This window comes from Pseudomonas reidholzensis, from assembly GCF_900536025.1.
Lineage (GTDB): Bacteria > Pseudomonadota > Gammaproteobacteria > Pseudomonadales > Pseudomonadaceae > Aquipseudomonas > Aquipseudomonas reidholzensis.
The window spans coordinates 1-22,166 of record NZ_UNOZ01000036.1 but is presented as its reverse complement, the minus strand read 5'-3'; the positions used below and the strand labels follow the sequence as shown (position 1 = coordinate 22,166).

Annotated in this window: 21 protein-coding genes and 1 pseudogene; 15 read left to right on the top strand and 7 right to left on the bottom strand. The window is 64.1% G+C overall.

Annotated features, from left to right (window positions below):
• The first annotated feature begins 8 nt into the window (after positions 1 to 8).
• A complete protein-coding gene (locus CCOS865_RS28515; protein WP_119146028.1) occupies positions 9 to 206 on the top strand; it encodes a hypothetical protein in 198 nt (65 codons plus the stop codon).
• On the opposite strand, the gene CCOS865_RS25275 is transcribed toward CCOS865_RS28515, so the two are convergent.
• Both CCOS865_RS25275 and CCOS865_RS25270 read right to left on the bottom strand, forming a co-directional pair.
• Positions 157 to 1,338 carry a multidrug effflux MFS transporter gene (locus CCOS865_RS25275; protein WP_119146026.1) on the bottom strand — a complete coding sequence of 394 codons (1,182 nt, stop codon included), beginning with the start codon at positions 1,336 to 1,338 and terminating at the stop codon, positions 157 to 159. The genes CCOS865_RS28515 and CCOS865_RS25275 overlap by 50 nt on opposite strands.
• Before the next feature lie 107 nt (positions 1,339 to 1,445).
• Positions 1,446 to 1,643, bottom strand: coding sequence for a heavy-metal-associated domain-containing protein (locus CCOS865_RS25270; RefSeq protein ID WP_119146024.1), 198 nt, complete (start codon positions 1,641 to 1,643; stop codon positions 1,446 to 1,448).
• A 146-nt stretch (positions 1,644 to 1,789) separates the two neighbouring features.
• Here CCOS865_RS25270 and CCOS865_RS25265 point away from each other — a divergent pair, with 146 nt between their 5' ends.
• The 7 genes and pseudogenes from CCOS865_RS25265 (at position 1,790) to CCOS865_RS25235 (ending at position 9,320) form a co-directional block, all read left to right on the top strand.
• The gene (locus CCOS865_RS25265) at positions 1,790 to 2,176 is read left to right on the top strand and encodes a hypothetical protein (protein WP_119146022.1); all 387 of its coding nucleotides are present in this window, start codon (positions 1,790 to 1,792) and stop codon (positions 2,174 to 2,176) included.
• A gap of 52 nt (positions 2,177 to 2,228) precedes the next feature.
• Complete coding sequence (locus tag CCOS865_RS25260) at positions 2,229 to 4,628, top strand: heavy metal translocating P-type ATPase (protein ID WP_119146020.1); 2,400 nt, start codon at positions 2,229 to 2,231, stop codon at positions 4,626 to 4,628.
• The gene (cueR, locus tag CCOS865_RS25255) at positions 4,625 to 5,029 is read left to right on the top strand and encodes a Cu(I)-responsive transcriptional regulator (protein ID WP_119146018.1); all 405 of its coding nucleotides are present in this window, start codon (positions 4,625 to 4,627) and stop codon (positions 5,027 to 5,029) included. The genes CCOS865_RS25260 and cueR overlap by 4 nt, the downstream gene beginning before the upstream one ends.
• A gap of 181 nt (positions 5,030 to 5,210) precedes the next feature.
• Positions 5,211 to 6,296 (top strand): annotated as a pseudogene (locus CCOS865_RS28855) (HAMP domain-containing protein); the annotation flags it as partial.
• Positions 6,297 to 6,386: 90 nt separating this feature from the next.
• Positions 6,387 to 7,154, top strand: a complete 768-nt coding sequence (locus tag CCOS865_RS28850) for a methyl-accepting chemotaxis protein (protein ID WP_425272986.1) — start codon at positions 6,387 to 6,389, stop codon at positions 7,152 to 7,154.
• Positions 7,155 to 8,167: 1,013 nt separating this feature from the next.
• The gene (locus CCOS865_RS25240; protein WP_119146014.1) at positions 8,168 to 8,461 is read left to right on the top strand and encodes a transposase; all 294 of its coding nucleotides are present in this window, start codon (positions 8,168 to 8,170) and stop codon (positions 8,459 to 8,461) included.
• A 49-nt stretch (positions 8,462 to 8,510) separates the two neighbouring features.
• Positions 8,511 to 9,320: an IS3 family transposase gene (locus CCOS865_RS25235; protein WP_167469107.1), complete on the top strand. Its 810-nt coding sequence runs from the start codon at positions 8,511 to 8,513 to the stop codon at positions 9,318 to 9,320.
• 140 nt (positions 9,321 to 9,460) lie between these two features.
• On the opposite strand, the gene CCOS865_RS25230 is transcribed toward CCOS865_RS25235, so the two are convergent.
• The 4 genes from CCOS865_RS25230 to CCOS865_RS25215 all read right to left on the bottom strand — a co-directional run bounded on the left by CCOS865_RS25230 (position 9,461) and on the right by CCOS865_RS25215 (position 12,275).
• Positions 9,461 to 10,345, bottom strand: a complete 885-nt coding sequence (locus tag CCOS865_RS25230; RefSeq protein ID WP_119146010.1) for a pseudouridine synthase — start codon at positions 10,343 to 10,345, stop codon at positions 9,461 to 9,463.
• Between the two features lie 51 nt (positions 10,346 to 10,396).
• On the bottom strand, positions 10,397 to 10,702 hold the full coding sequence (locus CCOS865_RS25225; protein WP_119146008.1) for a transcriptional regulator: 306 nt from the start codon (positions 10,700 to 10,702) through the stop codon (positions 10,397 to 10,399).
• Between the two features lie 70 nt (positions 10,703 to 10,772).
• Positions 10,773 to 11,009, bottom strand: a complete 237-nt coding sequence (locus CCOS865_RS25220) for a glutaredoxin family protein (RefSeq protein WP_119146006.1) — start codon at positions 11,007 to 11,009, stop codon at positions 10,773 to 10,775.
• Positions 11,010 to 11,066: 57 nt separating this feature from the next.
• The gene (locus tag CCOS865_RS25215; protein WP_119146004.1) at positions 11,067 to 12,275 is read right to left on the bottom strand and encodes an ammonium transporter; all 1,209 of its coding nucleotides are present in this window, start codon (positions 12,273 to 12,275) and stop codon (positions 11,067 to 11,069) included.
• Between the two features lie 315 nt (positions 12,276 to 12,590).
• Between CCOS865_RS25215 and CCOS865_RS25210 the strand changes: the two genes are divergently transcribed.
• The 6 genes from CCOS865_RS25210 to CCOS865_RS25185 all read left to right on the top strand — a co-directional run bounded on the left by CCOS865_RS25210 (position 12,591) and on the right by CCOS865_RS25185 (position 19,528).
• Complete coding sequence (locus CCOS865_RS25210; protein WP_119146002.1) at positions 12,591 to 12,905, top strand: ElaB/YgaM/YqjD family protein; 315 nt, start codon at positions 12,591 to 12,593, stop codon at positions 12,903 to 12,905.
• Between the two features lie 9 nt (positions 12,906 to 12,914).
• A complete protein-coding gene (locus CCOS865_RS25205; protein ID WP_119146000.1) occupies positions 12,915 to 13,289 on the top strand; it encodes a phage holin family protein in 375 nt (124 codons plus the stop codon).
• The gene (locus CCOS865_RS25200; protein WP_119145998.1) at positions 13,286 to 13,615 is read left to right on the top strand and encodes a hypothetical protein; all 330 of its coding nucleotides are present in this window, start codon (positions 13,286 to 13,288) and stop codon (positions 13,613 to 13,615) included. Before CCOS865_RS25205 ends, CCOS865_RS25200 begins: the two co-directional genes overlap by 4 nt.
• Before the next feature lie 74 nt (positions 13,616 to 13,689).
• The gene (locus CCOS865_RS25195) at positions 13,690 to 15,021 is read left to right on the top strand and encodes a deoxyguanosinetriphosphate triphosphohydrolase (protein WP_119145996.1); all 1,332 of its coding nucleotides are present in this window, start codon (positions 13,690 to 13,692) and stop codon (positions 15,019 to 15,021) included.
• A 278-nt stretch (positions 15,022 to 15,299) separates the two neighbouring features.
• Positions 15,300 to 15,920 carry a response regulator transcription factor gene (locus CCOS865_RS25190; RefSeq protein WP_119145994.1) on the top strand — a complete coding sequence of 207 codons (621 nt, stop codon included), beginning with the start codon at positions 15,300 to 15,302 and terminating at the stop codon, positions 15,918 to 15,920.
• A gap of 8 nt (positions 15,921 to 15,928) precedes the next feature.
• Positions 15,929 to 19,528 carry a transporter substrate-binding domain-containing protein gene (locus CCOS865_RS25185; protein ID WP_119145992.1) on the top strand — a complete coding sequence of 1,200 codons (3,600 nt, stop codon included), beginning with the start codon at positions 15,929 to 15,931 and terminating at the stop codon, positions 19,526 to 19,528.
• 51 nt (positions 19,529 to 19,579) lie between these two features.
• On the opposite strand, the gene CCOS865_RS25180 is transcribed toward CCOS865_RS25185, so the two are convergent.
• Entirely contained in the window at positions 19,580 to 19,924 is a 345-nt protein-coding gene (locus CCOS865_RS25180; RefSeq protein ID WP_119145990.1) for a YggL family protein, read from the bottom strand.
• A 186-nt stretch (positions 19,925 to 20,110) separates the two neighbouring features.
• Between CCOS865_RS25180 and dacB the strand changes: the two genes are divergently transcribed.
• The gene (dacB, locus tag CCOS865_RS25175) at positions 20,111 to 21,574 is read left to right on the top strand and encodes a D-alanyl-D-alanine carboxypeptidase/D-alanyl-D-alanine endopeptidase (RefSeq protein ID WP_119145988.1); all 1,464 of its coding nucleotides are present in this window, start codon (positions 20,111 to 20,113) and stop codon (positions 21,572 to 21,574) included.
• The last annotated feature ends 592 nt before the right edge of the window (positions 21,575 to 22,166 follow it).

Here is a 22,166-nt window from a genome sequence, read left to right as displayed (position 1 = left end):
ATGCCGCGATGAAAATTGTCGTCAGTACGTCGAGCCGCCACCCCAACTGCCCGTGGCAAGTACGGCTCGATCAGCATGTCGTGAGCTTTCGCAGCGAGGCCGAGGCACGCGCCTTCGTCGCCACCCTCGAGAGCCGCCTGCAGGCGCCCCACTCGTTCAGCCCTGACGCTTGGCCTGCAAGCGGCGGGTCAGCATCGCGACACTGACCACCAGCGCACCGCACAGGCTGATGACCAGCGCCATCGGCACCGCGCTGCCATCGTGCAGCAGGCTGACCAACGCCGCCGCGCCGGCGGCGACGCTGAACTGCAGGCAGCCCATCAACGCCGAGGCGCTACCGGCCCGCGCGCCCTGACCGCTCATGGCGCAGGCGGACGCATTGGGAATGATGCAGCCCAGGCTGGCAATGCACACGAACAACGGCACCAGCAGTGGCCACAACTGCGCAAGGTGCAGTGCCGCCACGCCGAGCACCAGCAACCCCGACACCAGGTACACCCACACGGCTCGGCTCAACAGCAAGGCAGGGCCCCGCTTGGACAGCAGCCGGGCATTGACCTGCGCCGCCAGGATGAAGCCGGCGGCGTTGACGCCGAACAACCAGCCGTAGTGCTCGGCCGGCACGCCATACAGCTTGATGAAGACGAACGGCGAGGCGGCGATGTAGGCGAACATACCGGCAATCGCGGTGCCACCGGTCAGCGCATGACCAATGAACACCCGATCCCCCAGCAGGCTCAGGTATTGGCGCAGCGCGCCCGACAGCGGCTGGCGCGGCATGTCGGCCGGCATGCTCTCTGGCAGCCCGAGGCTCACGGCCAGCAGGCAAGCGGCACTGAACAGGCTGAGGGTGAGGAAGATCGACTGCCAGCCCGCCAGGTTGACCAGCACCCCACCGAGCATCGGCGCCAGGATTGGCGCCAGGCCCATCACCAGCATCAACTGGGAGAACACCTTGGCCGAGGCAATCGGGTCGCATTTGTCGCTGACGATGGCCCGCGACAGGACCATGCCGGCACAGCCCCCAAGGGCCTGGACAAAGCGCGCGACGATCAGCGTATCGAGGTTGGGCGCGTAGGCGCAGGCCAGCGAGGCCAGGGTGAACAAGGTCACCCCGAACAGCAACGGAACCCGCCGGCCAAAGCGGTCGGCCACCGGGCCGTAGGCCAGTTGACCGAGTGACAGACCGAGGAAATAGGCGGCCAGGGTGGTCTGGACGTGTTTTTCGTCAGTCAGAAACGCCTGCGCCATGGCCGGGAAGGCGGGCAGGTAGAAGTCGATCGCCAACGGCCCGAACGCACTCAGGGCGCCCAGGATCAGCACAAAACGCAGGTTCATCAGGAATCCATAGCAGGCTAAGCAAGTCGATGAGTTTACCTGCACTGTGCTTCATCGGTATGAAAACCTTTGTAACAATAGGGGCCGCCAGGCGGCCCCGCATGCCGTCAGGCCAGCTCGGCCTGATAGCCCTCTTCACGGATCGCCGCGAGGATCGTCTCGCCCGGCAACTGGCTGTCGACGCGCACCTGCTTGCCGGCCAGGTCGACGTCCACCCTGGCCGCCGCATCCTGCCCCTGAACCGCGGTGGTGACGGCTTTGACGCAATGGCCACAGGTCATGCCTTGTACATTGAATACGTGCATCGGGTCTGTCTCCTTGAGGGTTTGGCCCAGTCTCAAGCTTGCCCCCGGGGCAAGGTCAAGGGCTGGCGTCGATCAGCCGGACTGGAAATCCGCGCGCGGCTCGGCCAAGCTGCGCCTTTGACGACTTGCCAAGCAGGAGATTCATCATGATCAAGGCAGCATTGGGCCTTGTCGGCGTGCTGGGAGCACTGGCTGTGGTGCCTGCGGCCAGCGCCGAAGGCAACAGCGATTACAGCGTACTGATCATTTCCCGCGAGCGCCTTGAAGTGGCGACCACCTGCGAGATCGGCGTGTACCTCAACGACCAGCTTTCTGGCCGCCTGTTCCAGGAGCAATCGACCTCCTTCAACCTGCCGCCGGGGCCGGTCGACGTGCGCCTGCGGCTGTTGCCGGGGCAGGTGCCTGGCTGCGCGCCGGGGCTGGAGAACCAGCACAACCAGCGGCTGAACCTGCAGGTGGGCCAGATCAATAAATACCGTATCGCCATGGACCATGATGGCCTTCACCTGAAGCGAGCCGGCCTGGGCTATTGACCTTGACCGCATGGCAAGGTTGATGCTGGAGGCCAATCCAAGGAGGAGAGCCATGTCCGCATCCACCGTTTTCGACCTGCCGATTGCCGGCATGACCTGCGCCAGCTGTGCTGGCCGGGTCGAGCGCGCCCTGCGCAAGGTCAGCGGCGCTGAACACGTCAGCGTCAACCTCGCCACCGAACAGGCCCGGGTCAATGCCCCGGCCGACAGCCTGCCGATGCTGGTCGATGCCGTGCGCCAGGCCGGCTATCAGGTGCCGACCCGCACCGTCGAACTGCAGATCGGCGGCATGACCTGCGCCAGTTGCGCCGGGCGGGTCGAACGGGCCCTGGGCAAAGTGCCCGGGGTCGAGCAGGTCAGCGTCAACCTGGCCAGCGAGCGTGCGCATGTCGAGGTGTTCAAGGCGCTCGACGATCGCGCGCTGATCGGAGCGGTGGAAAAAGCCGGCTACAGCGCCGACCTGCCGCGTGCCGAGCGCGATGACCAGGCCCAAGCCAATCGGCGCCTGCGCAACGAGCGCCTGGCAGTGGCCGCAGCGGTGCTGCTGGCGCTGCCCCTGGTGCTGCCGATGATCGTCCAGCCGTTCGGCCTGCACTGGATGCTGCCGGCCTGGGCCCAGTTCCTGCTGGCCACGCCGGTGCAGTTCATCCTGGGTGCCCGCTTTTTTGTCGCGGCCTGGAAGGCCGTGCGTGCCGGGGCCGGCAACATGGACCTGCTGGTCGCCTTGGGCACCAGCGCCGGCTATGGCCTGAGCCTGTACGAATGGGCCAGGGCGCCTGCCGGGATGACCCCGCACCTGTATTTCGAGGCCTCGGCGGTGGTCATCGCCCTGGTCCTGCTCGGCAAGTACCTGGAGAGCCGCGCCAAACGCCAGACCGCCAGCGCCATCCGGGCGCTCGAGGCGTTGCGCCCGGAGCGAGCCGTGCGCGTGGTAGATGGCCGCGAAGAAGACGTCGCGATCAGCCAACTGCGCCTGGGTGACCCGGTGCTGGTCAAGCCCGGCGAGCGCTTCCCGGTCGATGGCGAAGTGCTCGAGGGCAGCAGCCACGCCGACGAGGCACTGATCAGTGGCGAAAGCCTGCCCGTGCCCAAGCAGCCCGGCGACCGGGTGACCGGCGGCGCCATCAATGGCGAGGGCCGCCTGCTGGTGAAGACCCTGGCACTGGGCACCGAGACCGTACTGGCGCGGATCATACGGTTGGTCGAGGACGCCCAGGCGGCCAAGGCACCGATCCAGAAGCTGGTCGACCGGGTCAGCCAGGTGTTCGTCCCGGCGGTACTGGTGATCGCGCTGATCACCTTGCTCGGCTGGTGGCTGGCGGGCGCGCCGATCGAAACCGCCCTGATCAACGCCGTGGCGGTGCTGGTCATCGCCTGCCCTTGCGCACTCGGCCTGGCGACCCCGGCGGCGATCATGGCCGGCACCGGCGTCGCCGCCCGGCACGGTATCCTGATCAAGGACGCCGAAGCGCTGGAGCGCGCCCATGCGGTGAACCGCGTGGTGTTCGACAAGACCGGCACGCTCACCTCGGGCAGCCCGCGCATCGTCCACAGCCAGGCAACCGGTGCCGACGACGCCGAGCTGCTGCGCCTGGCCGGTGCCCTGCAACGTGGCAGCGAGCACCCCTTGGCCAAGGCGGTTCTGGAGGCCTGCACCGAGCAGGCGCTGGAGGTCCCGCCGGTCAGCGACAGCCAGTCCCTCACCGGTCGTGGCATCGCCGGCCAGGTCGACGGCCGCCAGCTGGCGCTGGGCAATCGGCGCCTGCTCGATGAGAGCCACCTGCAGCCTGGCGGGCTGGCCGACAAGGCGCAGGCCTGGGAAGCCGAAGGGCGCACCCTGTCGTGGCTCATCGAGCAAGCGCCAGCGCCCCGCGTACTCGGCCTGTTCGCCTTCGGCGACAGCCTCAAGCCGGGCGCCGAGCAGGCGATCCGCGCCCTGCATGGCCGCGGCATCAGCAGCCACCTGCTGACCGGCGACAACCGTGGCAGTGCCAAGGTTGTCGCCGAGGCGCTGGGCATCGATGACGTGCATGCCGAAGTGCTGCCCGCCGACAAGGCCGCCACCGTTACCGCGCTCAAGCGCAGCGGCGTGGTCGCCATGGTCGGCGACGGCATCAACGACGCCCCGGCACTGGCCGCTGCCGACATCGGCATCGCCATGGGCGGTGGCACCGACGTGGCCATGCAGGCGGCCGGCATCACCCTGATGCGCGGCGACCCACGGCTGGTGCCCGCCGCCCTGGAAATCAGCCGCAAGACCTATGCAAAAATTCGCCAGAACCTGTTCTGGGCCTTTATCTACAACCTGATCGGCATCCCCCTCGCCGCGTTCGGCCTGCTCAACCCGGTACTGGCCGGCGCCGCCATGGCGCTGTCGAGTGTCAGCGTGGTCAGCAACGCCCTGTGGCTGAAGACCTGGAGCCCCGCCGACAGCCAGCAGGAGGACGCATGAACATCGGCCAGGCCGCCCGGCGCAGCGGGCTCAGCAGCAAGATGATCCGCTACTACGAGTCGATCGGCCTGCTCAAGCCGGCCCAGCGCAGCGACAGTGGCTATCGCCTGTACCAGCAGGAAGACCTGCACAGCCTGGCGTTCATCAAGCGCTCACGTGACCTGGGGTTTTCCCTCGATGAGGTGGCCAAGCTGCTCACCCTGTGGCAGGACCGCCAGCGCGCCAGCGGCGATGTGAAGGCCCTCGCCATCGAGCATATCGAGGCCCTCAACAAGCGGATCGAAGAGCTGGTCAGCCTGCGCGACACCCTGGGCGAGCTGGTTGCCCATTGCCACGGCGATGACCGGCCCGACTGTCCGATCCTCAAGGACCTGGCCAACGGCAAGGGCTGCTGTCGCTGACCTGGGCAACCCGGTCGGCAGCTAAATCTTGGTATGCCGTAATAGCCTAAACGCGACCGAATAGTCATCAAACACGCCTTAATCCAATAATTACGGCGTGTTTGCTACACAAAAATCTCCCGCTGCCGATGCCCTTGTTACCTGCCACACGCGTACGACAAGAAAAACACCGGGAGCATGGATGAACATCAAGCAAAAACTGACCTGGGCCTTTGCCGTCATTGCCGGCCTGCCCATCGTCCTCGTCGCCACACTGGTGGTGGTCAACCTGCGCGGTGAAGCCCGCGACGATTTCCTCGACAACAGCAGCCGAGAGATCCGTCAGGTCAGCAACGCGATGAATATCTTCTTCCAGGGTATCGACCAGAACGTCAACTACCTGGCCTCGCAACCGCTGATCAGCGCCACCGGCAACGACCTGAACAAGTACCTGACTACCAGCCCGTCCAATGTGCTGGGCGAACAGGACAGCAAGGTACTCGAGTTCTTCACCCGCCTGGCAGAGTCGCACCCTGCCTATGCCTACCTGTCCTACGGGGTCAACGACGGTGGTTACATCGGCTGGCCGGCGGGGCAGAAGTTCTCCAACTATGACCCGCGCACCCGCCCCTGGTACCAGTTGGCCATGGCCAACCCTGGCAAGACCGTGCGTACCGGCGCCTATTACTGGGCGGCCGATGACGCGGTGCTGGTCAGTACCGTGCGCACGGTGCCCAACCAGCTGGGCAGCCCCGGCGGTGTGGTCAACATCGACGTGACGCTGAACGGCCTTACCGACATCGTCAAGAAGATCAAGCTCGGCGAAAGCGGCTACCTGATGCTGGTCGAAAGCAACGGCAACGTGATGGTCGACCCGCGTGACGCCAGCCACAACTTCAAGCAGCTGAACAGTTTTGGCGAGGGCTACGCGCAACTGGCCAAGGCCGGCAAGGGCCTGGTCGAAGTCGAGATCAATGGCGAGCGCTACATGGCCAACGTCTACCCCGACGAGCAGCTGGGCTGGACCTTCATCGGCCTGATCCACCAGAGCGAAGTGATGCAGACCACCACCCGCCTGACCTGGCTGATCGGCACCATTGCCCTGGTCCTGGCGGCGATCTTCGCCGTGGTCGGCGCCGCCTTCGCCAAGCTCATCGTGCGACCTATCAATAGCGTGACCAGCGGCCTGGAAGACATCGCCCAAGGCGAAGGCGACCTGACCCGCAGCCTGGAGATTCGCGGCCGCGACGAAACCGCGCAACTGGCCAGCTGGTTCAACCAGTTCCTCGGAGCGATCCGCAGCCTGATCCAGCACATCGGCGCCGCCGCCGGGAAGATCCTCACCACCTCCACCAGCTCCACCCGCGTCTCCAGCGACATGGCCGAAGCGGCCGGGCGCCAGCGCGAAGCGGTGGACATGGTCTCGACCGCCTTCCACGAGATGGTCGCCACCGCCAACGAAGTCGCGCGCTCGTGCAGCCAGGCCGCGCAGTCGGCCGACAGCGGTCAGCAGCAGGCCCGCGAAGGCCAGCAGCAGATCGACGCGGCGGTGCAGAGCGTTGATCGCCTGAGCCAGGAAATCGAACAATCGGCCCAGTCGATCCAGCAACTGGAGCGTGACAGCAACGCCATCCAGTCGATCCTCGGCACCATCCGCTCGATCGCCGAGCAGACCAACCTGCTGGCACTCAACGCAGCCATCGAGGCGGCCCGGGCCGGCGAGCAGGGTCGCGGGTTTGCCGTGGTCGCGGACGAGGTGCGGGCCCTGGCCAAGCGCACGGCCGACTCCACGGCGGAAATCGACGGCCTGCTCGGCAACCTGGCCAGCCGCACCGCCGAAGTCGCCCAGCAGATGCACGCCAGCCTGGATGTGTCGCAGCAGTCGGTGAGCCGCATTGGCCTGGCGCGCGACAGCTTCGGGCAGATTCGCGAGTCGGTCGACGTGATCCGCGACATGAACACCCAGATCGCCACGGCGGCCGAGGAGCAGCATCAGGTCGCGGAAGACATCAATCGCCACATCAGCCAGATTCATGGCGATGCGCAGTTGGTGGCCGAGCTGGCTCACGCCGCACGGTTGGACTCCGAGAGCCTGGCTGGGCTGTCCAACGAGCTGGACACCCTGGTGCGCCGCTTCCGCACCTGATAGTCAGGCCGCCCCTTCGCGGGGCTTGCACCAATGCCAGTCAGTTAAGACTTTGTCGCCTGTTTTGGGGCCGCTTTGCGGCCCTTTCCGACCGGTCCGGCGCCCCGGCAAGGCCGCTCCCACAGTTTCAGCGCATATCCTGTCAATATGGACATCACGCAGTCTCTGTAGAGGCCGGATTGCGGGGTAGATTTTTTGGGCTTGGGCTTGGGCTTGGGCTTGGCTTGCAAGTTATGGGCTTATCCGTTCCGTGCGGTGGCGCTTCTGGCCCCTTCCGCCCTTACGGCGGGTCACTTTTTTTCTTGGAAAAAAGTAACCAAAAACCGCCGGCTCCCACATACGGCCCTCCGCTGCGCTGCGGGTTCCCTCACTCCGGCCTTGCTCCCGCGAGGACCGCGCCGGACGGGCCTTCCTGGCCCGCGGCGCTTGCCGGCCATCCATGGCCGTCACCTCGCTCCGCAAGACCTCCGTTCGGCCTCCTGAGGTCGCCAAGTTAGGGGTGGCGCCTGGGCTGGCGTTATCTTCGACAGTGGCAATGGTGGTGGATAGCTTGGCCTCTTCGCGGGTAAACCCGCTCCCACAGGGACCGCAGCGGCCTTACGGTCAGCAGAGAACCTGTGGGAGCGGGTTTACCCGCGAAGAGGCCGGCACTGCCAATACAAATTCTGGCGCTGACGCGCTGTACCGCCCTTATAACAAGCGAGAGCGAAGCGATTCGCCAGCCGTTGCCCTGGCCCTTGATCTGGCTTTTGATCTGGCTCGTGATCTTGATCTACTGCGACTTCAGGAGGCCGAACGGAGGTCTTGCGAAGCGAGGTGACGGCCAGGAAGGCCGGCAAGGGCTGCGGGCCAGGAAGGCCCGTACAGCCCGGTCCTCGCGGGAGCAAGACCGGAGTGAGGGAACCCGCAGCGCAGCGGAGGGCCGGATGCAGGAGCAAGCGGTTTTTGGTGGGCCTGTCCCGTGACAACGGACGCCAAGAAGCGATACTCAAATCGTTCTCTTGGAGGTTGCCATGTATCCATCTACTCGCCGTAACTACACCGATGAGTTCAAGGCTCAAGCGGTTGCGCTAGCTGGAAGCGTTGGTAGAACTGAAGCTGCTCGCCAACTGGAAATGTCCGTCAAGACGCTTGATAACTGGGTCGATGCCATGCGCAGGGGTGAGCCGCTAAGCTCACCCGAACGCAAGCCCATCACCAAGCAAGACAGCGAGCTTGCACGCCTGCGAGCCGAGGTCGCTGAGCTGAAAATGGAGCGTGAAATCCTAAAAAAGGCGGCGGTATTCTTTGCCAAAGAGTCCAGGTGAGATACGCCTTCGTCGCTGCGCAGAGGACTCAGTACCCGGTGCGTGTCCTGTGCCGGGTAATGGAGGTCTCGGTTTCAGGTTCTACGATTTCACGCACCGTCGGCTTCGTCCCGACCCAGACACTCAACTTCGCATTGATTTGCGCAGCATTTTTGCGGCCAGTCGAAATACCTATGGTCGACCACGGTTGGTGGCAGCCTTGCGCCAGAAATCGCATGCAGTGGGCCATAAACGGGTCAGACGATTGATGCAGGAAGAGCGAATCCAGGCCAAATCCAAAGGCGGCTTCAGGCCCTGTACTACTGACAGTCACCACTATTTGCCGGTCGCAAGCAATGTACTGGATCGCCAGTTTTCCATCGATAACCCCACGCCGACCTGGGTCAGCGACATCACCTACCTGCCTACCAAAGAAGGGTGGCTGTACCTGGCCATCGTTTTGAGCATTCAGACGCGCCAGATACTGGGCTACAGTCTCTCAGACCGAATGCCTGACACGTTGGTTGAGAGCGCCTTCCTGAACGCCTGGAGCGCGGGCTCTGGCACGAGTGGAGCAGTCTTCCACTCAGATCAGGGCCGTCAGTACGCAAGCAGTAAGTTCCGCCTGACGCTGGCCAAGAAGGACTTCAAGCAAAGCATGAGTCGAAGGGGAAACTGCTGGGACAACGCGGTGGCTGAGAGCTTTTTCGCCACGCTGAAAAGAGAGGAGGCTTGTGGGGTCTACCCCACCAAGAAACAGGCACAGCTATCAATCGCTGGCTATGTGCATGGGTTTTACAACAGCAGTCGACTGCATTCAGCACTGGGATATCGCTCTCCGAACGAATATGCAAAGTGCCTAAGGCAGACGACTGAATAGCCTGCTTCTTGGCGTCCGTTGTCACGGGACAGGCCCATGGTTACTTTTTTCCAAGAAAAAAAGTGACCCGCCGTAAGGGCGGAAGGGGTCGGTGGCGGCACCCCATCAAACGGATAAGCCCACAATCCAAAGGCCCACCCCTACCACTCCAACGTCAACCGACTCTCAAAATACCGCTCCAACCCAGTCAACGGATCATCAAACCGCAGACTCTGCGCCAGCAGCTTCAGCGGCTTCTGATAATCATCTTCGACCTGAAGCAACTGCGGATAGAACGGGTCATTGCAAATCCCCGCCCCCAACGCCGCCATGTGCACCCGCAACTGATGCGTCTTCCCTGTCACCGGCGACAACCCATACCGCCACAGCCCCCCGTTGATCTCCAGCACCTCGGCCAAGGTCTCGCTGTTGGCGACCCCCTCCACCTCGTGCATCCGGAAAAACGGCTCCCCATGCACCAACCGACTCCGCCGCACCAACGGAAACGCCTGCTCCGGCAGCGCCGCCGCAATCGCCTGATAACGCTTGTCGATCCGCCGCTCCGGGAACAACCGCTGGTACGCGCTACGCGTCTCAGGGTTGGCCGAAAACAGCACCAGCCCCGCAGTGTGCCGGTCGATCCGGTGCAGCGGCACCAGGTGAGGATTGTCCAGACGCCGAATCAGCCGCCGCAACAGCGTCTGCTCCACATACTCCCCCGTCGGTGTAACCGGCAGAAAGTGCGGCTTGTCCGCGACCACCAAGTGCTCATCGGCATACAGGATGCTCTCCAGCACCGGGATCGGCTTCTCGTTGGCCACTTCACGAAAATAATGCAGGCGCATGCCCCGCCGGTAGCCCAACCCGGCACTGACCGGCTGCCCCTCAGCGTCCAGCACACGGCCCCGGGCAAAGCGGTCGAGCCACTGCTCGCGGTCGATGCCCTTGAAATGCTCGCACAGGCAATCGAGCACAGTGCTCCAGTCGCCTGGCGGCAGGCAGACGGTGCTGGCTTGCTGGCGTGCGGGGTCGAACGGTGCGCTCATGTCGGGCTCAGGCAGTCGGGAGGGCAGGCATTATCGCCCATGCCCCGCCGCTCAACCAGCTTCGAGCGCCTCGCAACGCGCCTTGAGCCAACGCAGCACCTGCACCGCGTCCCAGCGGGCCGGATCGTAGAGGGCGTAGATCAGGCCCTGGTAGCCCACCACATCGAGCGAGCGGTGGAACCCCGCGCGCTGGAACAGCGCCTCGATTTCGGCGAAGCAGGTGTTGAAATGCACCTTGCCGAAAGGCGTCCGGTCATCAGTGACCAAACCCTCGAGGCGCAGCTCGAGCACGGCATCAGCCACCCGCTCAGGCGGCATGCGATTGATGCTGTACTTCAATTGCTCGACATTGAGCATGGCTCCACCTCAATACTGTATTTATATACAGCATACGAAGTTGCCGGCGCATTCGTCAAACGCCGAGCCATTACTGGAGGAAGGTCACCACCTGCTCGGCATCGAAAGGCCAGAGCAACTCCGCGCCCGAGTCGGAGCGACGCAGCACCGGAATGATCAGCCCATAACGCTCGAACAGCGATTGCTCGTCGGCGATGTCGACCAGCTCCACCAGCAGGCCGTGCTCGACAAAAGGCATCAGTACGGCTTCGGCCACTTCACACAAATGGCACCCGAGGGTGCCGAACAATTGGCATTCAGGCAGCATGGCAAGTCCCGCGCAAGCTGTGGAGAAGCCTTTATTCTAAAGGGCCGCCGACCTCCGTCAATCCTGGCTGGTCGCACCAATGCGATGCAGCGACAGGTCGGCGCCCTGAAACTCCTGCTCATGGCTCAGGCGCAGCCCATGCACCGCCTTGATCAGCCCGTACACGACAAACCCGCCCAGCAACGCCACCAGCACCCCTGCCAGGCTGCCAAGCAACTGACTGATCAGGCTCACCCCGCCCAGGCCGCCGAGGCTGGCCTGGCCAAAGATCCCGCAGGCAATCCCGCCCCAGACGCCACACAGCCCATGCAGCGGCCAGACCCCCAGCACGTCGTCGATCTTCCAGCGGTTCTGCGCCGCAGTGAAGCACCAGACGAACAGGCCACCCGCCACCAGCCCGGTGACCAGTGCGCCAATCGGGTGCATCAGGTCAGAGCCGGCACAGATCGCCACCAGCCCGGCCAGCGGACCGTTGTGCAGGAAGCCGGGGTCGTTGCGCCCCGCCAGCAACGCCGCCAGGGTGCCACCGACCATCGCCAGCAACGAGTTGATCGCAACCAGGCCACTGACTCCCTGCAGGCTCTGCGCACTCATCACGTTGAAACCAAACCAGCCGATGATCAGGATCCACGAGCCCAGCGCCAGGAACGGAATGCTCGACGGTGCGAACGCCACCAACCGGCCGTCGCGGTAGCGCCCACGCCGCGCGCCCAGCAGCAGCACCGCCGCCAGCGCCAGCCAGCCGCCCATCGCGTGCACCACCACCGACCCGGCAAAGTCATGGAACGGCGCACCGAAGCGTGCCTGCAGCCAGGCCTGGAAACCGAAATTGCCGTTCCACACCACGCCCTCGAAGAACGGGTAGATGAACGCCACGATCAGCGCCGTGGCGCACAGCTGCGGGACGAAGCGCGCACGTTCGGCGATGCCGCCGGAAATGATCGCCGGGATCGCCGCGGCAAAGGTGATCAGGAAGAAGCACTTGACCAGCGCGTAGCCGTGATCGCTGGCGATCACCGCAGCGGGCTGGAAGAAGGTGACGCCATAGGCGACCCAGTAACCGATGAAGAAGTACACCAGCGCCGACACGGCAAAGTCGCTGAGGATCTTCGACAATGCATTGACCTGGTTCTTGTGGCGCACCGTGCCCACTTCGAGAAAGGCAAAACCGGCATGCATGGCCAGCACCAGGATGGCGCCCATGAGCAGGAACAAGGTATTGGAGCCGTGGACCAGAGAGTCCATCGCGCTGTGCATGTTTTCCATAGAAGTAGGCAGACCTGCTGAAAAAAGCACCAGGACAGTTCAAGAACCTGCATCCATGCACCGAATAGGTGCCAACCCCCTGCCCCGTTTCGGTGAGGCGTACAGAGCCTGCGTGGTTTTTTCTTGGGTTTGTCGTGGATTGGGTTAAGGTTTATCGATGTCCGCCGGCTTGGCGCACAGCTTCGGCGCATGCCGCCATGCTCACGCCCCGGCATATGGCAATCGACATAGCAAACGCCATACCAGCGACTGGCACTGAACCTTCATTGCCGCCCACTACTCGAAATAGCCACACACACCAACAGGGAGAGGCCCATGGCCAGCAAATCGGCAAAGACTGCTCAAGAGATATTGATGGCTGACTTCCAGGCACTGGTGCGCGATACCGAGAAGCTCCTGGCCGATACCGCCAACCTGGCCGGTGACCAGGCCGATGAATTGCGCGAACAGATCCACGACCGCCTGGCAGAAGCCCGCGAGAGCCTGCAACTGACCCAGGATTCGGTACGTGCGCGTGGCCAGGAAGCCATCAGCACCGCCGAAGAGTACGTGCAGCAGAATCCCTGGCAGGCGATCGGCATCGCCGCCGGTGTCGGCCTGCTGATCGGCCTGCTGGCCAATCGGCGCTGAGGAATACCCATGGACAATGACGCCCTCACCACCGGCGCCACCGGCAAGCGCCTGGGCGCTGCCATGCTCGGCCTGCTGCACAGTCATATCGAACTGTTCGGCATCGAGTTGCAGGAGCAGAAAGGCCGCACGCTGAAGTTGCTGCTGTTCGCCGGGCTCGCCCTGGTGTTCGCCTTGTTGCTGCTGACGGCGCTGTCCGGGCTGCTGCTGGTGCTGCTGTGGGACAGCTACCGCCTGGCCGGGATCATCGGCCTGTGCGTGTTCTACGGCCTGGCCACCGTCTACTGCGCCCTGCGCCTGAAAGCCGCGGTGTTCGATGAATCGTCACCTTTCAGCTCCACCCTCGAGGAGCTCGCCAAGGACCGGGAGCGTCTGTTGCCATGAGCCTGCCCGAACTTCCCAATACGCGTAACCCTCGTGAACTGCGCAAGGCCCTGTTGCGCCTGCGCATGGAAATGCACCGCCAGGAGATCCGCCACGAGTCGAGCCAATTGCTCGAGCCGGTCAAGCGCCTGCGCGGCATGGGCGGCTCGCTGCAGGACGGCCTGGGTATCAAGCACGCGCCGTTTTGGGGCCTTGGCGCCGTGGTTGCGCTGGGCTTCTTGACCGGCAAGGGCGCGCGCAGCGGTAACCTTTCTCGCCTGGTGCGCCTGGGCAGCAGCCTGATGCCCTTGGTGCGGTTGTTCCTGCAGAACAGCCGTCGGCATTGATCGGCCGCGCCCGCGCTTGCGCGGGCGCCGCTGAAGCCGGAAGCTAGGGCGACCATCCGACGGGAGAACGAGCTATGGATTGGCATACCCTGCTGACCCGCGAACGCCTGGGCAAAGCCCTGTACAGCCCTGAAGAACTGGGCCGCAGCCCCTTCCACAAGGACCACGACCGGATCATCTTCTCCGGCGCCTTTCGCCGCCTGGGGCGCAAGACCCAGGTGCACCCGGTGTCCAGCAACGACCATATCCATACTCGCCTGACCCATTCGCTGGAAGTCAGCTGCGTCGGCCGTTCGCTGGGCATGCGCGTTGGCGAAACCCTGCGCGACAGCCTGCCGGGCTGGTGCGAGCCGAGTGACCTGGGGATGATCGTGCAGTCGGCCTGCCTGGCGCACGATATCGGCAACCCGCCCTTTGGCCATTCCGGTGAAGACGCCATCCGCTCCTGGTTTCAGCAGGCCGCAGGGCGCGGCTGGCTCGATGACATGAGCGACGCGCAGCGCGCCGACTTCCTCAATTTCGAGGGCAATGCGCAAGGTTTCCGGGTGCTCACCCAGCTCGAATACCACCAGTTCGACGGCGGTACCCGGCTCACCTACGCGACCCTCGGCACCTACCTCAAGTACCCCTGGAGTGCGCGCCATGCGGACGCCCTGGGCTACAAGAAACACAAGTTCGGCTGCTACCAGAGCGAGCTGCCGCTGCTCGAGCAGATCGCCGGCAAGCTGGGCCTGCCGCAACTCGAGGAGCAGCGCTGGGCGCGCCACCCGCTGGTGTACCTGATGGAGGCCGCAGACGACATCTGCTATGCCCTCATCGACCTCGAAGACGGCCTGGAAATGGAGCTGCTGGACTACGCCGAAGTCGAGGCGCTGCTGCTCGACCTGGTGGGCGACGACCTGCCCGAGACGTACCGCCAGCTCGGCCCCGACGAGTCGCGCCGACGCAAGCTGGCGATCTTGCGCGGCAAGGCCATCGAGCACCTGACCAACGCCGCTGCCCTGGCCTTTGTCGAACAGCAGCAGGCGCTGCTCAGCGGCCAGCTGCCCGGTGACCTGGTCGAGCACATGCATGGCCCGGCCAAGCGTTGCGTGCTGCAGGCCAAGGACATGGCCCGCAAGAAGATCTTTCAGGACAAGCGCAAGACGCTGCATGAGATCGGCGCCTACACGACCCTCGAGATCCTCCTCAACGCCTTTTGCGGCGCGGCCCTGGAGCAGCATGGCGGGCGCACGCCGTCGTTCAAGAGCCGACGCGTGCTCGACCTGATCGGCAACCATGCCCCGGACCCGCAGGGCTCCTTGCACAATGCCTTCCTGCGCATGATCGACTTCATTGCCGGCATGACCGACAGCTACGCCAGTGAAATGGCCTGCGAGATGACCGGCCGCTCCAGCCCGCGCTGACACCGAGCGTTGCGGCCCGCACTCAGGCGGCGGGCCGGACGCTGCAAAAGTGCCTGTTTTCGGACCAGCCGTTAAATATCCTTAAACAAACACCCATATAAAGTTACCAACAGCGCATTGACATTAAACATTACGATGCAGCTCGTGTGGAAAATGTAGTCCGTTACTGTAGTCCATTTCCCATATACCACTGCCAGCCTCTTCTCGCCTGCCCGACGACGTTCATCTGAGTTAAGGTGCCCCCTGCTTCCGACACCGGCCTCAATGGAAAATTAAATATGCAATCCGTATTTATTGTCGACGACCATCCCGTTATACGACTGGCTGTGCGCATGTTGCTGGAGAACCAGAATTACCGCATCGTCGGCGAGTCGGACAATGGCGTCGACGCCATGCAGATGATTCGCGAAACGCGCCCTGACCTGGTGATCCTCGACATCGCCATTCCCAAGCTGGATGGCCTGGAAGTGCTCTCCCGCTTCCAGAGCATGGCCCTGCCGATCAAGGTGCTGGTCCTCACCGCTCAGTCTCCCGCGTTGTTCGCCGTTCGCTGCATGCACTCAGGGGCGTCGGGGTACGTGTGCAAACAGGAAGACTTGAGCGAACTGGTCAGCGCCATCAAGGCGGTACTTGCCGGCTACAACTACTTCCCCAGCCAGGCACTGCAGAGTGACCCGCAAAACGCTGAAGGCGAAGTTCAGCTGTTCCGTCAGGTCAATGACCGTGAACTGATGGTTCTGCAACTTTTTGCTCAAGGCAGAAGCAACAAGGAAATCGCCAAAGGCATGTTTCTCAGCAACAAGACAGTGAGCACCTACAAGAAACGCCTGATGCAAAAACTTAGGGTCAGCACACTGGTGGACTTGATCGACGTCGCCAAACGCAACGCACTGGTCTGAGGTGTGAAATGGGCCGCTACCTGACCTGCTTGCTGTTGGCCCTGGCCACCCCCTGGGCCCACGGCCAGGGGCTCGCCATGGCCGGCGAGGTCACCACGCTCACCGTGCACACGCGGGCGACGACGACCGTGACCCGCCCCACCCTCAGCGCCGAACAGCGCGGGTGGCTCGAGGGCAGGCAAACACTGACGGTAGGGACCTCCTTTCCCGACTACGCGCCGTTCGATATCACCAGCGGCGGCCGTGATTATCAAGGCATCACCGCCGAATACGCAGCGGTGCTGGGCGGCGCCCTCGGCATCCCCGTCCGCGTGGTGCGCTTCGACAACCGCCATGCCGCGATCGAAGCGCTCAAGCTGGGCCAGATCGACCTGCTCGGCAGCGCCAACGGCTATGAGGCCGCCACCTTGGGGTTGAGCCTTTCTCAGCCGTATGCGGTCGACCAGCCGGTGCTGGTCACCCGCGAAGACGAACACCGCGCGCTGGAGCAGGGCCTCGACGGCATGCGCCTGAGCATGCTCTACCACTACCTGCCGCTCAAGGAAGTCCAGGACACCTACCCCAATGTGCAACTGCTGACCTTCGGCTCCTCGACCCAGGCCCTCAATGCCGTGGCCTTCGGCCAGGCCGACGTGTTCATCGGCGACACCATCTCCACCCACTACCAGCTCAAGCAGGGGCACCTGCCGCGCCTGCGCATGGCCAACTTCGGCACGCACAAGCGCGTCGGTTTCAGCTTCGCCATGCGCGAGGACGAGCCCCTGCTCAAGGCGCTGGTCGACAGCGCACTCGAGAGCCAGTCCAGTGCGCTGCGCAGCAACATCCTCAAGCGCTGGAGCCCCGGCAGCGAGATCCTCCTGAGCGAGCGCAAGCTGCAACTGTCGGCGGCCGAGGAACAATGGCTGGGGCAACACCCGGTGCTGCGCGTGGTGGTCGACGAAACCGCCGCACCGATGTCCTACTTCGATGCCGCCGGCCAGTTCCGCGGGATCACCGCCGACCTGCTGGAACTGCTGCGCCTGCGCACCGGGTTGCGCTTCGAGATCCAGCGCGCCAGCAGCGTCGGTGACATGCGCGCGCGGCTGGACGATGGCAGTGCCGACGTCATCGCCGCCATCCCCGTCAACGAGCAGCGGGATGGCGGCCTGCGGGTGACCCGGCCGTACCTGGAAAGCTCGTTGGTGCTGGTCACCCGCCGCGACGCCGAGCACGCGAGCACCTTCGAGCACTTTCATGGCAAGCGCGTGGCCGTGACGCGCGACAGCGCCACTGCCGCCATGCTCGCGGCGCGCCAGCCGAAAGTCATGGCGATCGAAACCGAGAGCCCGTACTTCTCCCTGGCACTGCTGGCCAGCGGCGCCGTCGACGCGGCGATCACCACCCTGATCGACGCCAACCATGCGTTGACCAGCGATTCCAACCTGGTCATCCGCAGCACGGTCGACAGTGAGCCCGCCGGCTTCTCGATGGCCACCGCCCGGCGTTCCACGGTGCTGGCGTCGATCCTCGACAAGGCGCTGCTGAGCGTGTCACCGGAAGAGCTCGGGGTGATCAACAACCGCTGGCGCGGCCACGCCAGCCAAGACGATGTGTACTGGCGACAACTGCGCCAACTGGCCCTGCAGATTGCCCTCGGCAGCGGCCTGCTGCTGCTCCTGGTGCTGGCCTGGAACGCCCGCTTGCGCAGCCAGATCAAACATCGCCAGCGCGCCGAGAAGGCCCTCAACGACCAACTGGCGTTCATGCGTGCCCTGCTCAACGGCACGCCCCACCCGATTTTCGTGCGTGACCGCCAGGGTCGCTTGCAGAGCTGTAACGACAGCTACCTGGAGGCGGTCCAGGCGCGTGCCGAAGAGGTCATCGGCAAACGCCTGGACGAAAGCCTGTGTGACGACTGCGGGCCCAGCTGCCAGCTCGACGCCGACTACCGGCAGGTCATGGACAGTGGCGTGGCGCTGATCCGTGATCGCCAGTTGCGCATCAACCAGCAGGAGCTGACGATCTATCACTGGGTCCTGCCCTACCGCGATTCGCTGGGTGAAGTACAAGGCGTCATCGGCGGCTGGATCGACATCAGCGAGCGGCGCAAGCTGGTCCAGGAGCTGCGCCAGGCCAAACAGCAGGCCGATGAGGCCAACCGCGCGAAGAGCACCTTCCTGGCAACCATCAGTCACGAAATCCGTACGCCGATGAACGCGGTGATCGGCATGCTCGAGCTGGCGGTCAGGCATGCCGAGCACGGCCGCCTGGACGCGTCGGCGCTGCAGGTCGCCTACCAGTCGGCCAACGACCTGCTGGGCCTGATCGGCGACATTCTCGACATCGTGCGCATCGAGTCGGGCCATCTGCCGCTGGCACCGGAGCCGGTGAACATGGCGGCGCTGATCGAGTCGGTCGCGCGCATGTTCGAGGGCCAGGCCCGGCAGAAAGGCCTGAGCCTGGAGCTGCTGATCGCCCCCGCCGCCCGTTGCCACGTCTCGCTCGACCCGCTGCGCTTCAAGCAGGTGCTGTGCAACCTGGTGAGCAATGCCATCAAGTTCACCGAGCACGGCCAGGTGCGCATCTGTGTGGACCTGAACCCTGCGCACGGGTCGTCCACGCCCACCCTGGACCTGGAAGTACGCGACAGCGGCATCGGTATCCCTGAACATGAGCTGGCGCTGCTGTTCAACCCGTTCATCCAGGCCAACACCCACAGCGAAGGCGCACGTGCCGGCACCGGCCTGGGCCTGGCGATCAGCCACAACCTGTGCGAGATGATGGGCGGCCGCTTGAGCTTGAAGAGCCCGCAAGGCGTCGGCACCCAGGTGAGGCTGCAGATGCCGCTGCACCTGCTGGAGGCGCCGGCAACGCTCAAGCCGGTGGTGCACGAGGTGGAGGTGCCCGACACGCGGCTGCACGTGCTGGTGATCGACGATCACCCCGCCAACCTGCTGTTGATGGCGCAGCAACTGGCGTTCATGGGCTTGCGCCATACCAGCGCCTGCAACGGCCGCGAAGCCATGGCGCGCTGGCACGAAGACGTCTTCGATGTGCTGGTGCTCGATTGCAACATGCCCTACATGAACGGTTACCAGGTCGCCGAGGCCGTGCGCGCCGCCGAGCGGGCCAGTGGCCAGCGACGCTGCATCATCCTCGGCTACACCGCCAACGCCCAACCCGAGGTGCGCCAGCAGTGCCTGGATGCCGGCATGGACGATTGCCTGCTCAAACCCATCAGCCTGCGCACCCTGAGCCAACACCTGGCGCGGGTGGTGCCGGCCCGCCAGGGTGCACGCTCGCACGCCTTCAGCCTGGAGGGTCTGACTGCGGTGGTGGGCAACGACCCTGCCGACCTTCAGCGCTTCCTCAGCACCCTGCAGCAGAGCCTGCGCGACGACTTCGCCGTGCTGATGGCCATCGACCCTGAGCGTGACCCGCAAGCCATTAGCGAGCAGGCACACAAGGTCCTCAGCGCGGCGCGGATGCTGGAGGCTCGGGGGTTGATGGCGGCGTGCGAGGTGTTTGCCGCAGCACCGTTGCCGCTGGCGCAGCTCAAGCTGAGGCGACAGGCGTTGGCGCGGCACATGCGCAGAATTGAAAAAGCCCTGAGCAGTCAGCGGGGCTGACCGGTCAGGGCTTGGCAGAGCGACGCGCCACAGGCGGCCGCTCAGGCAGGATCAGGACGCCGAGTTGAGCGGCTTTTCCGGATACCAGGCATCCAGCAGCGGGCTGACCTTGATCTCGGTCAGTTCGCTGCGGCCTTTGAGCCAGGCTTCAACGGCAGCGCGCTGCTCTTCGCTGACCGAACCACGGTTGGCCAGGCAGACCAGGCCGAAATCATCACCGCCTACATAGTCCAGGCCGTTGGCATCCATGGCTTCGTCGAGGAATGCGTCGAGGAAGGCATCGATGGCTTCGTCAGACAGGTCTTCCTTGAAGCCCAGGTTCAGTTCGAAACCCAGCTCCTGGAATTCATCCACGCAGAGTTTCTTGCGCAGACGGCGGGAACGGTTGGTAGCCATTGAAACAATCCTCTTGAGTAATTACCGGCCGCACTTTACCAGTTTCCGCGCTCAAGCGGCGCATTTGTGTCGAACGGGGCCCATAAATGGGACGCTTGGGGCATAATGCGCACTATTATTTTCAGCTGGGGCCATCATCTTTACAGCCCCTTTGTCTTTCCCCTCGCGCGCAGGGTTCTCGTACCTATGATCAAAACGCTCCGCCCACTGTTGCTCGCCGGCCTGCTGTTGCCGTTCGCCCTCCCCAGCCAGGCTGCCGCCGTCAATACCAGCTTGCCGCCCAAGGTGCAGCAGGCCTTGAAGACCAACAAACTGCAGGACACCGCCCTGTCGCTGGTGATGCTGCCGCTCGATGGCCCCGGCACGGCGACGGTGTTCAACGCCGATGTGTCGGTCAACCCGGCATCGACCATGAAGCTGGTCACCACCTACGCCGCGCTCGAGCTGCTGGGCCCGACCTTCCAGTGGAAAACCGAGTTCTACACTGACGGCACCCTGAGCAATGGTGTGCTCAACGGCAACCTGTACCTCAAGGGCGGCGGCGATCCCAAGCTGAACATGGAAAAGCTCTGGCTGCTGATGCGTGACCTGCGCGCCAATGGCGTGCGCACCGTGACCGGCGACCTGATCCTGGACCGCAGTCACTTCGTCCAGCCCAACCTGCCGCATTTCGACGATGACGGCGGCGACACCAACAAGCCGTTCCTGGTCAAGCCGGACTCGCTGCTGGTCAACCTCAAGGCGCTGCGCTTCGTCGCCCGCAACGACGGCGGCAAGGTCACTGTCGCGGTCGAGCCGCCGATCGCCAGCATCCGCATCGACAACCAGGTCAAAGCCGTGGCCTCCAAGCAGTGCACCGGCGATGTCCGTTACAACCCGCAAGTACAAGCTAATGGCGTCAGCGTGGTGGTCAGCGGCCAGTTGGGCGATGGCTGCAACTCGCAGACCTATCTGGCGCTGCTCGATCACCCCGCCTACGCCGCGGGTGCGGTACGGGCGATCTGGAACGAGCTGGGTGGCAGTATCCAGGGCGCTGACCGCATCGAGAACGTGCCCAAGAGCGCACGCCTGCTGGCCCGCGCATTCTCGCCGGACCTGGTGGAAGTGATCCGCGACATCAACAAGTACAGCAACAACACCATGGCCCAGCAGTTGTTCCTCAGCCTGGGTGCGCAGTTCCGTACCGATGCCGATGGCGACGATGCGCGCGCCGCGCAGCGTGTGGTGCGTCAGTGGATGGCGAAAAAAGGCATTACCGCGCCGCACCTGGTGATGGAAAACGGCTCTGGCCTGTCGCGCGCCGAGCGGGTCAGCACCCGGGAGATGGCGGCCTTGCTGCAAGCGGCCTGGAAGAGCCCGTATTCGGCGGAGTTCATCAGCTCGATGCCGTTGGTGGGGATGGACGGTACGATGCGCAAGCGCTTGAAGCGTACGGCCATGACCGGTGAGGGGCACATCAAGACGGGCACCCTGAATACGGTGCGGGCGATTGCCGGGTTCAGCCGTGACAGCAACGGGCATACCTGGGCGGTGGCTGCGATCCTCAACGATCCCAAGCCTTGGGGCGCTTCGCAGGTGCTTGATCAGGTGTTGCTGGAGTTGTATCGGCAGCCGAAGGTGAATAACGGCACGGCGGCTTCCGGGCTCTGATCTGGGGTTTGGGTTTGGGTTTGGGTTTGGGTTTGGGTTTGGGTTTGGGTTTGGGTTTGGGTTTGGGTTTGGGTTTGGGTTTGGATTGGTGGGTTGTGGGCTTATCCATTTGATTGGGTGACGCTTATGGCCCCTTCCGCCCTTACGGCGGGTCACTTTTTTTCTTGGAAAAAAGTAACCAAAAACCGCCGGCTCCCACATACGGCCCTCCGCTGCGCTGCGGGTTCCCTCACTCCGGCCTTGCTCCCGCGTGGACCGGGCTGTACGGGCCTTCCTGGCCCGCAGCCCTTGCCGGCCTTCCTGGCCGTCACCCCGCTCCGCAAGACCTCCGTTCGGCCTCCTGAGGTCGCCAAGTTAGGGGTGGTGCCTGGGCTGGCGTTATCTTCGACAGTGGCAATGGTGGTGGATAGCTTGGCCTCTTCGCGGGTAAACCCGCTCCCACAGGGACCGCAGTGGCCTTACAGTCAGCAGATAACCTGTGGGAGCGGGTTTACCCGCGAAGAGGCCGGCACTGCCAATGCACATTCTGGCGCTGACGCGCTTTACCGCCCTTACAAACCAGCGAGAGCGCAGCGATTCGCCTGCCGTTTCC